The following is a 13,720-nucleotide window of genomic DNA, read 5'->3' on the forward strand; positions in this document are numbered from 1 at the left end:
GTTGAACTTATTGTACTAACGGCAACCGTACTATCGAAGCTTTTTAAATGTTGGACATAGTATATCCAAAAACTCACACAATAAAGAATGAAAAAAGGAGGTTCTATTTATATGTTGAAATCTGTTTTTAAAGGAGTACTACTTTTCTTTACTATAGCTTTATCGTGTTCAATAGTTGTCAATGCGGAAAAACAAGAACAAGGGGAAAAAGACAATGGAACCGTAGTTTACCATATAAAATACGATTATGATGCAATATCTAATTTTTTGGGAATGAGTCGTGATGAATATGAACAACATTGGAAAGAAGGGCTTTCTATTGCAGATATGGGAAAGACGCAGGGGATTTCAAGAAGGGATATAGAGGGCTACTTTGTAAGCCTTCACTATAGAGAGTTGCAAAAATGGAGAACTAAAGGCGTTCTTTTAGAAAAACATTATTTCGACATTGTCTATAGGTTAGCTGATGAAGTGGAGGATTTTATTGATCGCAATCCGAATCGTAAAATCAACTAACGGTCGCTTTGATAGAAGGTCGTTGAGCTGTTCAGACAGCTCTTTTTTTATTCAATTGAAGGGGCAATTTACTTGAATAAGGATAGTACGAATAGACATGGGTAAAATAATACAAAAAATTAATTAAGGGAGATTTAAATGAACAGGTTTATTCTACTTGTACTTATGTATACCGTGATTTGTGGAGTATTTAACGGAAAAGTATATGCAAGCTCTAACTGCCAACCTCGAACTATTGAAGAAAGTTATCTTGAAATTGGATATAAATCTGTCGATGCAGCTTTAAGAGATTTTGAACACCATTATAAACAGGATTTACAGCTACCATTAAGAGTCCCTCCTGTTGTCTTTACTCACGTATTTGCACGATCTTATAATGGAGACAGTGGTAGTGACCTTTTTGAAATGGAGTACATCAATGAGCAATCATCAGAGAACAGTTTCCTGATGATTGTAGGAGAAAAGGATAAATTCAAGATAACGGAAAAAGAATTGATAAAGGAATTTAGGCTCAAGGATGGAAACACTGCATACTTCTTGAGTATAAGAGGTCCAGACAGTGTAAGAGGTTCAAACTTATTGGTTTTTGAAAAAGATAATTTGCAATATAGGTTTAGTATAGATAAAAGAATATCCGATAAGATTACTCCTGAAATTTTAGTTCAGATAGCTAATTCTATTGACTATTGAATCGAATTAAAAATTTCGCTTATTCGACTAACGGGTGCTTTACTTGAAGTTCATTGAATTGCACAGGCAGCTCTTTTATTTCTTAGCTGTTTCAACAGGTAATGTATCTCAATCTCAAAAAGAGAAATTGAAGCACTAATTAAAGAGCAGGCAGAATATAATCAATCTTTTATCTATCTCCGATAAATGCGCCTATTGAGATAAGTACACCAACTACAATTATAATTAAAAGTGTTTCAATGAAATTCTTTTCTTTTTCTCGTTTTTCCGTTATTTGTTTTCGGTAAAGGTTTTGGATTTTCTTTTTATCTACTGACTTCATAGTATCACCTCTATATATAATAAATTTAATTATATGTAAGCGTACTATTTTTTGAAAAATTTATCTATTTTTTCAATTTTCCGAAGGAAGAAAAAGATGCCAACACCTGCACTTCAATTGAATGGTTTCTAATAGAAAAGCCAAAAAAATTTCACAAAAACTTGATGGAATTCTGGGAAGAAAAATGTGAATTGCAAAAATTGAGATAAACTCCTTCTTCAGCTAACGGGTGCTTTACTTGAAGATCATTGAGTTGCATATGCAGCTCTTTTTTTTATTGAACTAACGGGGCAGGTTAGTTCAATAAGAAATGTTATAATAGACGCTACTAAAGAAGGTGGACATTCAAATGAAAAACTGGCTTGAACTATCCAATGCAGAGGATGAAAAAGTGTGGAATAAAATATATGACGAATTGAAGTTTGAACCAAGCATAGCCAATTTCCCATCTTTTAAAGTACCAACCCCTTTTATTACCTACGATATCTCACTATACTTTGGCAAATATAAAGGCTTGGATGCCTATGATGACTTGGAAGAAAAAGCATTACTTGTTTTTCAAGAATTTACGTCAGTAGATGAATTGTTTTTTATGTTGACAAGGAGGTGAAATATTTGGAAAGGGACTGTGTGTTTATAAGATTCAGTATAGTAGCTGATGTATGGCCAATTGAGGCATTTACAAATGAAATTGGAATCAATCCAACAGAAGCCTATAAAATTGGAGATAGTTATATTCGTGGGACAAGACAAAGTAAGCGATTTGAAACAGTATGGAGCTTGGAATCTGGAGAAATGAAGTTACATTATGAAGTAAATATGGATAGTGAATTTGAATCTCTGATTGCTCCGTTAAGACCACATATCAAATTAATTAATGAATACAAAGAAAAATATCAACTGACTTGTATTTTTTTCGTCCATTATAATTTTTATAACGCTCAAACACCGGGAATGCGTTTAGATCCAAGCATAATCGCTTTTGCACATAGTATCGGTGCTATAATCGACATTTATATTGATAACGAAACGGACTGGGATGACAAGGAATGATTTTGATGAAGTGTGTAATTAGTTTGTGAAGTATTGTACTTTAAGTAACGGGTGCATTAGTAAAAAGGGCAACGTCATATATACGTTGCCCTTTATTAATTAAAAGTACCTTTGATAAAACTCTTTTCTATGTCTCCCACTTAATTGTGCATAAATCCGGGTGGTTTCGCTTTTCTCATGTCCCATCAGACTTTGAATAACTTCAATAGGTGCACCATTGTTTAATAAATGAGTGGCGTAACTATGCCTGAGTTGATGTGGGTGTATCTCTTTATTAATTCTTGCACGATTTGAGATTCGCTTGATGATATATCTCATTTGAGCGACGCTCATTCTATGAGGATGTCTTTCAGTCACGAAGATGGCTGGATCAGTGTCAGTTCGATTATCAATATAGCGTTTAAGCCATATTTCGCTCCTTATATTAAAATAAACTTCCCTCTCCTTATCACCTTTTCCTCTTACTATCGCAGATCGATTGGACCAATTAATGTCGTTCTTTTCCAACGAAACAATTTCTCCAATTCGGCAACCTGTAGAGAACATAAACTCAAACATCGCTTTCTCCATTTCTGTATGACAAGCTTCACGGAGAAGTTCAATTTCCTTTTCAGATAAATACTTTGGTATTCGTTTTCCCACTTTAGGTTCTTTAATTTTGGAGGCGGGATTCATCTGTAGGTAACCTTCTTCATGAGACCAACGAAACAAAGACTTCATAAAGCGAATTCTATGTGAAAGGCTAGATGGTTTTAAATGCTTCCCTGAAACCGAAAGATATTCTTTCAGTAGATTTGTTTCTATATTTGTTATTTCTATATCCTTAAAATATTTAATTAGTAATGATGCTTGGAGTCGATAAGCTTTCAATGTCTGTGGGGAAAAACCTTCAATTCGTTTGTCTGATTCAAATGCTTCCCATGCTTTTGAAAGTAACATTGTTTCTACCTCCTAAAAAGTTATTAATAAAGGGATTATTGCCAACTCTATTGAAATATAGACATATTGATATTTTACTAACGGGCTAGTTTAGTTGAAAAAGAAGTTGGGGGGATAGTATGAAAGAATGGTTTGGTTCTGCAGCAATTTGTATTAATGAGAACAAAGAAGTTTTGATGGTAAAAGGTAGTAACTCTGATTCTTGGGCTATTCCTTCGGGTGGTATTGAACAAGGAGAAACACCAGAAGAATGTTGTATTAGAGAAGTTAAAGAAGAAACAGGATATGATATTGTCATTGAGGATAGCCTGTTTATTAAAGAAACTGAAATTAAAGGTTATAAAGTAAAAACTTATTACTTCAAAGTGAAAAATACTGGAGAAAGTGAAGGGATTAACGACCCCGATAACATTATTGTAGATGCTGATTGGAAGTCACTGAGAGATATACGAAATATACAACACGCATATCCCGAGGACTTGGAAGTTTTAGAGGAATTTTTGAAATAGAGATTATTATTTTGTATGTAATATTTTTACTAACGGAGGGCTTTACTTGAAGATCATTGAGTCGCATATGCAGCTCTTTTTTCTTATTGAACTAACGGGGCAGGATAGTTTAAGAAGCAAATAAAAGGAGGGGAATTATGAAGAATATAATTAGGTACGGGTTTTTCATGTTTACAATAGTCCTTACCGTAATAGGATTTTCAAAACTAATCAATAGTGTCGATAATGGTACAGACTCGGCAAACAAGTATCTACGTATATCAATGGGTGGAAGTATGGATGCAGACGATTTCCGAATTATTACGGAAGGATATATTTTATCTAACATCATATTAGGTGGGATTATGTTTTTAGTAGGACTTGTATTTTTTTGTTTTTGTGTTTATAAACTCCTTAAGAAATTTAACTAACGGGTGCTTTACTTGAAGATCATTGAGTTGCATATGCAGCTCTTTTTTCATTATTGAACTAACGAGGCAGTTTAGTGGAATAAGCAGATATATTTGAAAGAACATCGAATTAGTTGATATATAGAGTTATTTAAATAATATGGCAAGTTCACATATTTTTTAATGAAATATATTTCGCTTCATCGGGTAGTCTTCTGTAGAAGGCTATCTATTTTTGCGAAAAATATTATTTGTTGTTTACTTTTTAAATACTTAATCGTTATTTGTGTAGGAGGGTGATTATGGATGAAGAATTAGGATTGTACTTAAATAATAAATTGAAGGCTGTGTATTTTCTTTTGCTAAAAATGGGGGCAATCAAAGAAGACGCGGAAGACATCGTCCAGGAAACTGCTTTTCAATTTGTGCAACATTTAGATACGCTTCAGGAAGAGTATGTCGATGCGTGGCTTTACAGAGTTGCGATTAATAAACATTATGATAGTTTAAGAAAACTTAAGTATAAAAACAATTATGTAAAGACGTTTAATATCGAAGATTTAATGGATTGGATAACCCCAGAGCAAATTATTATAGGAAATGAATTACATACTTTACTGTCAGAGTGTTTAACTAAAATACCACAAAAAGATGCAGAACTACTGCTCCTCAAATATAGCGGAGATTTGTCCTTAAAGGATATAGCTATTATTTATTGTACAACCGATAAATCAATTAAAACACAGTTAGCCAGAGCAAAGAAAAAAATGAAAAAGATAATTGAGGAGGTACAACCGTTTGGATAAAGATTCAATTTTTAATACCAAGGATGGGTTTCAACCACTTGTTAAAAAAGCGAAAAAGAAATCATTAATGAAGACAATTATTGTATCCACCATTGTGACGATAAGTACCCTAATAGTTTTAGGAATTATTTTCATCATAATGTATCTTCAAATGCAACATTCAATGTCAGAGTATTTTTCAGTGAAGATGGAACAAAGCGAAGTTTATGGTGCGAATATCCATTACGATAAATCTACAAAAAGTGACAGTATTGATTCCGCTATTAATCAGGACCAATATGTAAAAGATATTGGAGGAATTCCATACACATGGTACAACGAACAAACTTGGTTTAAAATTTATGATTCCCCCACAAGTATTTATGATAGTTCGATCACACGTTCAATATCTACAGATAGTCAGCAGTTTTATCGAAATGGACAAAGGGTGGTTAATTTTTATATTCCTGGTGGAAAAAATGTAGAAGATGACAGTAAGTTACTTCAATCCTTAACTCCATCTAATATGGTAGAAATAGCTATTTCATTTAAGGAAGAAATGAATGCAAATCAAATACTAAAACATTTTCCAACTGCACAATGGGCCTGGGTGCAAAACCCTGATGCAGATATATCAATCATTCCTGGATATGTAATCGGAGAATATGCATATGGTTTTACAATTACATCTCCTGAAGAAGGTGCTGTAAGTTTAGCAAAAGACGTGAAAAATTTTGAAACGGGATTATCAAATTTATCTCGACAAGAAGAGAAAGATACTTATGTAGAGCCACTTATAAAAACAATCCAACAAGATGGTATCGTTCAGGTGAGCGGAATCATTATAACAGGGAAGGTAAAAGATTTATTACCACTAATTGAACAAGATTCAGTAAATTATGTGAGCGTAGGAGTTATCATGCCTTATTAAGAGCAAAGAACAAGAGGTGGAAATTTTAAGTTTAGTCGAATAAAGGTTGTAACATTCTTACCTACTAGTCATCTTAATGACTAGTAGGTAAGAATGAGTGATGTTCTTTTTATTAAATTATTGAGCTAGCGTAGTAGGTTAGGTTTATGAAAGATAGCCACATTAACTAATTTCATTAGAAACACCGTAAGCTATATTGAAATGAAAAATAATTTACGACGTCTTAATAAAATTACTGGGAGGATAAAATTGTTTAAGTATATGTTACAACTCATCATTGGAATTTTCATTTTAGCGGTATCAACAATTATAGCTTGGTATGAGGGGAGTACGATTATAGAAAATTCGTTGGAATGGAAGTATTCATCACCGTTTACCGAATTATTTAACATTGAGATCACGAATGGGCGTGATATTAGCCAACTCGATTATTTTGTTTATGCAGCTAAATTTCAACCATTATTTCCTGCTATTATGATAATTAGTTTACTCTATATTTTGAGTGTAATTGGCTATTATCTAATAAAACAGCATTCTAAATGGGCTATAGGCTTTTGGGGATTAACAGGTTGTATATGTATATTACTTAGTGGTAGAATTTTTAATTCGCCAACGATTGGAGGAAGGATCTTTTTCTGGATGACTGCAATAAGTGGAATTATAAGTATGACAGTTTCAGTTATAGTTTGGTTAAGGAATTACAAGAAAAAACTAACTGTTAATACAAATAAAATATAAACTAAAAGTTTGTGAATAAATGTACTTAAACTAACGGGTGCTTTAGTAAAAGAAGAAAGGGTTCTACATATTAGTCATATCTAATATGTAGAACCCTTTAATTTTTCTATTTTTTAAAAAATTAGGTCTTTATAAAATTTATCCCCCTCTTCTTTTTGTTTTACTAAATAACCTATTTCTTTAGTTGAATCTGTTTATACTTATTGAAGTTCAGAACGAATCGGTTCTTCAGGATAGTATAAATCTTTGCGTAAGCAGACATCTCTATGGGTGAGTGTTTCACCTTTAAAACGAATCCAAATTTCATCATCTGCCATGACTCCATGTGTTTTTCGTACAATGCCCCAGCGAATATTAGATTGCATATCCAGTGAAGCCAGTAATTCTTTTGCGTTGACCCGAGTAGGAGGGAAGGTACGCCATTTTAGCCAATGTTCTATTTCTTCTAAGCTAATATGCCCTTCCATATTCGGTGAAAATTGTTTGTTAAAATCATCAATAGGCTAAGTCCGTTATCAAAAATCGGTGCCAGCTCCCATGTTTTTTATTTTGGGTCATATAAGAATAAAATGTTATTCGTGTGCCGATCTTCATTTAGAATAAGTGCATCGAAAGCATGTTTTGTTACTTGTAATAGAATCAGTAGAGCTGAAATTTGCTTCAAATAAGCGCTCAATTGTAACTTCCTGTTTTGTACCACGAAAATCGAGTGAATAGCAGCCGTCAAATTGTTCACCGTCAGCTAATTGAATGATACATGGGTAATAGACGACAAATTTAGAGGGGGTAAGAGTTGAGCATTCAAGTACGAGTGAAGTCAATACTTCTGCTTGTCCCTCATAACCTCGCGCATTTTGTTTGACCCACTTGTTTCCGATACGCCATTTCGATTGATCGATCGCCCTTACTAGAAGTACTAATAATACGTTCAGCGTCGATAGGAATATGAATTGTTTCCATTTCATCACATCCAATTTAATATGAGTTTATTTTATTATATAGTGCATAAACGTTTACCGCACGGAAAGTTGTTCATAGTGTTGCTTCTAAAATTATTGTCTGTTCTTTAAAGTATCAAGATATGTTTTTGGAATAATAGAGGCTACCAAAAAACTGAATATTCATTTATAATTAACAATATGAAAATATTGTAAAATTATACAATATTTTATTTAAGGGTACCTATTAGAAAAATGTATTAAATACTGATTGGGATTTAATAATTTAAGAAACAAAAAGAAATTGGAGGGGAACTACCATGATAGAAATCAGAGACTTAAGCAAAACATATACCCACCTTTCGGATAAAGTGAAAATACTTAATAACATATCATTAAGTATTGATAAAGGTCAGTGGTATACGATAATTGGTCCTTCCGGCACCGGAAAATCGACATTTTTAAATTGTGTCGCGGGGCTCTTACAACCCGATGAAGGTGAAATTATTTACGAAGGAGTAAATATTTATAGTCTAAAGGATAAAGTGAAAAGTGAGTATAGGAGACTTAATATTGGGTTTATATTTCAAGATTTTAAACTATTACCACATTACTCAGTATTGGATAATGTAGCATTACCGTTAATTTATGATGAGCCAAAAAAATCCCTATACACTAAAGCAAAGAGTCAATTAGAAATGGTAGGAATTAAAGAACAAATGTTTAATAGATTACCCGAAGCCTTATCTGGAGGTGAAAAGCAAAGAATTGCGATAGCACGGGCGCTAATTGCCAATCCTAAAGTGCTCATTTGTGATGAACCAACAGGGAATTTAGATATTAATAATCGTAATATAATTCTAGACTTATTAAGTGAATTTAAAAATTCTGGAAAGACAATCATAATGGTGACGCATGATGAAGAGGTGGCAAATCGAGGAGATATAATCTACAAGTTATCTAATGGGATATTGGAAGAGAGGATGAAAAAAAATGATGCGTTTAGTTTGGAATCGAATAATTAGTAGAAAGTTGGTTTCCTTTACAATCATTTTAGCTCTTTTTGGAATTTTTCTACTGATACCAATAGGTTTTCAAAATACTAATGAAACAAAATTAGCTGTTGATAATTCAATTGCAGAACAAGGTAGAGGCACTTATGATATTTTAGTAAGACCAAATCATTCAAGAACAAAAGTAGAAAAAGAAGTTGGTATGGTAGAAGAAAATTACATAGGGGATAGCCAAGGTGGTATATCCATTCAGGAATGGGAAAAAATCAAACAGAACCCCGCCATTGAAGTTGCAGCACCTGTCGCATCAATCGGATATTTTAGCGGTAAAAAAACATCAGTCGAACTACCACAATTAGATGAATCCACTAGATTTACATGGGAATTCTATACTTCAGATGGACAAAAAGAATATTCACTTAGCGAACCTCAAAGCTTAGTATACTTCAAAGAATCGGAACCTGGGAATACTCAGTATTTAAAGGTTCTTCATAATGAAACTGCGTCTGGCGCTACGCTGGATGTTATGCTTCCACAAACTTATCATTTATTAGCAGCCATAGATATTGAAAGTGAGCAGAATCTAACGAATGTTGACTACTCAGAATTGAAAAATGAGTTTGATTCATTTTCACTTGATGTAATAATTAAAACCTTTGGAAATATTCCTGTTATTAAAGTCATTCAAAGGGAAGATATTAATATTCCAATTAAGATGAAATTAAAAGCAGATACAATCGAGCTTGATATTTCTGACTACCGTAAAAAGCTTTCATTAACAGAAGAAGATTGGCTTATGTCAGCTGAGAGAAATAAAATTAAACAGGTAATTGGAGAATTAAATAAGAAAAAAACCGCCTCTACTTCTGAACATGAAATAGATCTTACTTCTTTTCAAAAACCATTTGATGGAACTGCTGTTAAAATAAATAATCAATTTAAAGTAGATTTGGCTTCTGACTTTGCTTCAGATAGAGGAGAAACTACTGTTTATTATACGGCTGAAAAACTGGATTATAATAGTGAAAATGATATTTTAAACATAAAAATAATTGAAAATGGGCAACCTCCATCCTATAAAAAGATAGTGAAAAAAGGAGAAAGTTTATACAATGGGGTGAAACCTAAATTCCTTATTGAGCAAGTAGGGACATTTTCACCAAAAGTTGATAAAGAAAGTAAACTCTCATCAAGCCCTATGGGAATTTATGCAACTTCTGAAATAAAGACGGAGAAAGGACAAGTACTAAAACCTACTACTGTACCTGGAAGCTTCATTCCTCAACCTGCTGGTGGTTTGATTACGCTTAAATCGGCGGAGATTCTTAAAGGGTCAAAGCCTATAGACGCAATAAGAGTACGAGTCGCAGGTATTTCTAAATATAATAAACAAGCACAGCAAAAAATAGAAAAGATAGCAACTGAACTACTCCAAGATGGTTATGAAGTAGATATTGTTGCGGGCTCTTCTTTTAAAAATGCGACATTAGATGTTGAAGGAATAGGAAAGGTAGTAGCTCCGTGGACTACTTTAGGAGTTGCCCAAGAATTAGAAGAGAATTGGAATGGTTTAATACTATTAACTACAATATTATTTGTTACTTTTGTTCTTGTATGGTTTGTATCCCGTCTTCTATTTGAAAAGAATTCTTTGGAAAAAGAAGATGAATTATTAACTATAATAGGTTGGCCACGTGAAAAAATTATCCGAAGAAATTACCTTGAACAATATTTTTTACTTTTCATAGCATATATGTTAAGTGTTTCATTTATGGCAATAATAAAGTTAGAAGTAAGTGCATATTTCATTTCTTCAGGTATCTTAATTATAGCTTTTCTGCTGATAAATATTATATTTACAATTAAGAAAAACAGAATGAAACGTTTGGAAGCTTATAAACATTCACCATCTCTTTTCTATTATAGGGATATTATTATGCCTACTATGGTAATTCTATTTATTTCTACAATGTTAATAGTAGTTCAAATAGCGAGTTTTGGAAGTACAATAAATAAATCGCAAGAATCTACATTAGGGCAATTTACTGTTGATGGTATTTTTGGATTCCAACTATTAGTTTTAATTTCTGCCTTTATTCTATCTATTTTAGGATTAAGTGAATGCTTAAATACTTTATTTTATACACGAAAATCAGAATTTAACATGTATCATATTATTGGGTGGTCTGAGAGGAGAATACTACTTCATTTATCAAAAGAAACCTTAGTGTGGACGAGCTTCTCTATATGTTTAGGCTTAATCACTAGCTGTATTATCTTATTTAACACTGAGGCTACGATAGGCTGGATTGTAGTAGGGATATTATCCTCTTCAGTAATATTGATTTTTGTAATTTTCATTGTTCTAATTTCTAAAAATTTCATTATTATTCCTAAGGGTGAAAAAAATATTAACGTCTAACATATTGACGATTGCCTAAGTTTTTTGACCTTGAATAAGTATATTATTAGATATTTTTTCTTTACAATTATCGACAACTGAAGCGGAAATTTAAAATTATATTTAGACAGTGCTGTGGGCCCGAGTCCGTTTTTCCATACTCGGGCCTATTAATTTAGCTTTAATTAGTTTTTGATCTCAGTATTTATATTGTTGAATATCTTGTTAGAAATATCCCATAATTTTAAAGATGGCTAAGGAGAATCATCATTTCTTATTCTATTATCTATAACTGTAAATTACCTAAAAAAACAACAATACCCAGTCTATATAATTAATAGAGACTGGGTATTGTGTATTCTTAATTTATATTATCTAGTTAAAATGACGCTAGCAGATGCCGTAGCAGAAGAGCCATTGGTAACTCTTAGATAGTTATTCCATGTATACGTACTGTAAGGTCCTAAATCATATTGTGCTGTTGCTGAAGTACTGTAGTAGTTTGCAGTGAAACTACGTGACGTGATTCCGTCTTCATAATAAGCGTTATAATATGGAGTAGTTCCGCCCCCCCAAGATAGGTTTTTAGTAACGGATTTAGAAGAAACACCTTTAAAATTGTCGCGAAGCGGACTAATGCTTGCATCAACGGGAACAGCAAAAGGTGTAATTCCTTCAGAGCTCTCAGCTGTTTCAGCTGAAGTACTTGTGTAACCAACCCCTAATATAAAGGTACTTGCAAGTGCACTTACTAATAGTTTCTTCATTTTCATAAAATATACCTCCCTAATGTTTTTGGTAATCCAATTATTGCTAAATATAGTTATAATTACCAATTACTATTATATCCAATATATAGAAAATTGTAAACTATTAAACTATTTTGTTTGTGATTAATTAACATATATCTCTAAAATGTAATAAAAAATTACAGAAAAATCTGGAATTATAGCTTTTTCTAACGTTTCTGGAGTTGGGTATCTATTTACAAGAATGGATTATTTATATAAAAATCTGTCTTAAGGAATGGAGAAAACCTTATTTATATACGATTTCATTCCTATTATCATTGCATGTTTTTACGCTTTAGTTCCATCTTGTCCAAAACTTTTTGACTATCTGTATTTGCCATGTTGGTATAAAGAGAAGTTGTTTTAATATCATTATGGCCGAGTTGATCAACAAGAAGAATATTAACTTGATATTTTCAATTGAAGATAATGCGCTTAAACTCATGTATATCAAGGGTTTAGACGCTTTTTGTTTTTTTGTAATGACACTGAACGTGTTATTAACGAAACTACAATCACATTTACAGGGGTTGCTCTTGGCAAAATTAGATATGTAAGTAATTCACGATAAAGATTGTGAAAAAATGTACTTAAACTAACGGGGCAGTTTAGTTGAAGATACGGAATTCGTAATAATGAGAACGTGAACTCAGTTTCTAATAGAAATGCTTAGCTTTAAGTTATATAGAGTTACAAAAGAATTATAAATAAATCGCTTTAAATAATACATAATGCAATTTAATGGTGTTAGTCGTTTAAATACGTCATAATGTTCACCCTCGAATAATTGTTTGATTTCACCGTATCGAAGAAATCGACCTACTTTCTTTGTTTGCAAGTCTACAATTTGTTGTTTATACTTTACTTTAATTGGAAAAGGAGGGATGTAAATGAAATTGAAATTTTTACTTGCCTCAACAATTGTTGTTATTATCATTGCAATTTTCGGGGTTCGTGAATTCGTTGATTTCACACATGTAAGCTACGGCGATAAATCAATAAACGATAACATTACTGAAGTCGTTGGGGAAGCAAGCGAACCCGAATTTTATGACGCAGAATTTGGAGAATGGGCTTCGAAAATGAACGCAATGCTTTCCGAACCGATGGACAACCCAAAATTGAAGGAAGCCAACAACGATGAAGGATTCGAATATTACTTGAAGGCACAAGAAGTCATTAGGAAATTTCCGAAACAATTGATTAAAGAAGGCAATGAAATCGAAAAGGAACATTCGAATTTGTTCCTTCTATCAAGTTACATTTCACATATTCAATTCGTTCGCTCGGCACATATTGGACCTAATGGTGAAGCCAAGGAATCAACAGAACTTGCTGACAAATGGAAACCGACCGATGAAAACATGCGTCAAGCATTCGAATATATGAAGCAAATTGTGAATGATATTGACGTTGCGGTCAACCATAACGGAGAAGGCGAAATATATGGTGTTTCGTATCTATTGAACGGCGAAAAAGTTTCCGAAGTTGAAAAATTTATCAATGGGATGTAATAGCTAAGACGACGAAAACTATTAGTCGTCTTTTTTTAAGGCTGTTTTCGTAAAGATTGTTGCTATTCAACTAACGGGGCAGATTAGTTGAATAGCGTTGTTTAACTTTTGTTCAACAATCGGGCCAGATTATGGAGTGACTTTATTAATTGTTTCGTTAAGATTGTGAAGAAGTGTACTTATGCCAACGT

At 32.7% G+C, this 13,720-nt stretch carries 17 protein-coding genes; 12 read left to right on the plus strand and 5 right to left on the minus strand.

The genetic code is table 11. The annotated features are described in order from the left end of the window. The first annotated feature begins 111 nt into the window (after positions 1–111). Together MKY02_RS07790 and MKY02_RS07795 are read left to right on the plus strand one after the other, a co-directional pair. Positions 112–516 (plus strand): hypothetical protein, encoded by a 405-nt coding sequence (locus MKY02_RS07790; RefSeq protein WP_038185853.1) that lies wholly within the window; start codon positions 112–114, stop codon positions 514–516. Between the two features lie 138 nt (positions 517–654). Continuing rightward, on the plus strand, positions 655–1,206 hold the full coding sequence (locus MKY02_RS07795; protein ID WP_076065867.1) for a hypothetical protein: 552 nt from the start codon (positions 655–657) through the stop codon (positions 1,204–1,206). 169 nt (positions 1,207–1,375) lie between these two features. Here the strand turns inward: MKY02_RS07795 and MKY02_RS07800 are convergent, their stop codons facing one another. Then, positions 1,376–1,528: a hypothetical protein gene (locus tag MKY02_RS07800; RefSeq protein WP_155981192.1), complete on the minus strand. Its 153-nt coding sequence runs from the start codon at positions 1,526–1,528 to the stop codon at positions 1,376–1,378. Positions 1,529–1,877: 349 nt separating this feature from the next. On the opposite strand from MKY02_RS07800, the gene MKY02_RS07805 reads away from it, so the two are divergent. Then, complete coding sequence (locus MKY02_RS07805) at positions 1,878–2,138, plus strand: DUF2716 domain-containing protein (protein ID WP_340710917.1); 261 nt, start codon at positions 1,878–1,880, stop codon at positions 2,136–2,138. A 5-nt stretch (positions 2,139–2,143) separates the two neighbouring features. Continuing rightward, positions 2,144–2,581, plus strand: a complete 438-nt coding sequence (locus tag MKY02_RS07810; RefSeq protein WP_340710918.1) for a DUF4279 domain-containing protein — start codon at positions 2,144–2,146, stop codon at positions 2,579–2,581. Between the two features lie 99 nt (positions 2,582–2,680). Here the strand turns inward: MKY02_RS07810 and MKY02_RS07815 are convergent, their stop codons facing one another. Continuing rightward, positions 2,681–3,520: a tyrosine-type recombinase/integrase gene (locus MKY02_RS07815; RefSeq protein ID WP_340710920.1), complete on the minus strand. Its 840-nt coding sequence runs from the start codon at positions 3,518–3,520 to the stop codon at positions 2,681–2,683. Between the two features lie 119 nt (positions 3,521–3,639). Here MKY02_RS07815 and MKY02_RS07820 point away from each other — a divergent pair, with 119 nt between their 5' ends. The 5 genes from MKY02_RS07820 to MKY02_RS07840 all read left to right on the plus strand — a co-directional run bounded on the left by MKY02_RS07820 (position 3,640) and on the right by MKY02_RS07840 (position 6,872). After that, positions 3,640–4,029 carry an NUDIX hydrolase gene (locus tag MKY02_RS07820; protein ID WP_340710921.1) on the plus strand — a complete coding sequence of 130 codons (390 nt, stop codon included), beginning with the start codon at positions 3,640–3,642 and terminating at the stop codon, positions 4,027–4,029. Positions 4,030–4,166: 137 nt separating this feature from the next. Beyond that, on the plus strand, positions 4,167–4,439 hold the full coding sequence (locus MKY02_RS07825) for a hypothetical protein (RefSeq protein ID WP_038185079.1): 273 nt from the start codon (positions 4,167–4,169) through the stop codon (positions 4,437–4,439). Between the two features lie 281 nt (positions 4,440–4,720). Continuing rightward, positions 4,721–5,224, plus strand: a complete 504-nt coding sequence (locus MKY02_RS07830) for an RNA polymerase sigma factor (RefSeq protein ID WP_340710923.1) — start codon at positions 4,721–4,723, stop codon at positions 5,222–5,224. Next, positions 5,217–6,134: an anti sigma factor C-terminal domain-containing protein gene (locus MKY02_RS07835; protein ID WP_340710924.1), complete on the plus strand. Its 918-nt coding sequence runs from the start codon at positions 5,217–5,219 to the stop codon at positions 6,132–6,134. The genes MKY02_RS07830 and MKY02_RS07835 overlap by 8 nt, the downstream gene beginning before the upstream one ends. A 249-nt stretch (positions 6,135–6,383) precedes the next feature. After that, positions 6,384–6,872, plus strand: coding sequence for a YjdJ family protein (locus MKY02_RS07840; RefSeq protein ID WP_340710925.1), 489 nt, complete (start codon positions 6,384–6,386; stop codon positions 6,870–6,872). A gap of 200 nt (positions 6,873–7,072) precedes the next feature. Here the strand turns inward: MKY02_RS07840 and MKY02_RS07845 are convergent, their stop codons facing one another. Both MKY02_RS07845 and MKY02_RS07850 read right to left on the minus strand, forming a co-directional pair. Then, entirely contained in the window at positions 7,073–7,339 is a 267-nt protein-coding gene (locus tag MKY02_RS07845; RefSeq protein ID WP_246832445.1) for a hypothetical protein, read from the minus strand. A gap of 123 nt (positions 7,340–7,462) precedes the next feature. After that, entirely contained in the window at positions 7,463–7,837 is a 375-nt protein-coding gene (locus MKY02_RS07850) for a hypothetical protein (RefSeq protein WP_076035528.1), read from the minus strand. A gap of 293 nt (positions 7,838–8,130) precedes the next feature. Here MKY02_RS07850 and MKY02_RS07855 point away from each other — a divergent pair, with 293 nt between their 5' ends. After that, entirely contained in the window at positions 8,131–8,835 is a 705-nt protein-coding gene (locus tag MKY02_RS07855; protein ID WP_038185721.1) for an ABC transporter ATP-binding protein, read from the plus strand. Then, positions 8,804–11,245 carry an ABC transporter permease gene (locus MKY02_RS07860; RefSeq protein ID WP_038185719.1) on the plus strand — a complete coding sequence of 814 codons (2,442 nt, stop codon included), beginning with the start codon at positions 8,804–8,806 and terminating at the stop codon, positions 11,243–11,245. The genes MKY02_RS07855 and MKY02_RS07860 overlap by 32 nt, the downstream gene beginning before the upstream one ends. A gap of 350 nt (positions 11,246–11,595) precedes the next feature. Here the strand turns inward: MKY02_RS07860 and MKY02_RS07865 are convergent, their stop codons facing one another. Next, positions 11,596–11,997 carry a hypothetical protein gene (locus MKY02_RS07865; protein WP_340710926.1) on the minus strand — a complete coding sequence of 134 codons (402 nt, stop codon included), beginning with the start codon at positions 11,995–11,997 and terminating at the stop codon, positions 11,596–11,598. Positions 11,998–12,905: 908 nt separating this feature from the next. Here MKY02_RS07865 and MKY02_RS07870 point away from each other — a divergent pair. Then, entirely contained in the window at positions 12,906–13,529 is a 624-nt protein-coding gene (locus MKY02_RS07870) for a hypothetical protein (RefSeq protein ID WP_076065870.1), read from the plus strand. Positions 13,530–13,720: the final 191 nt, after the last annotated feature.

Source organism: Viridibacillus sp. FSL R5-0888, from assembly GCF_038009105.1.
GTDB classification, from domain to species: Bacteria; Bacillota; Bacilli; order Bacillales_A; family Planococcaceae; genus Viridibacillus; species Viridibacillus arenosi.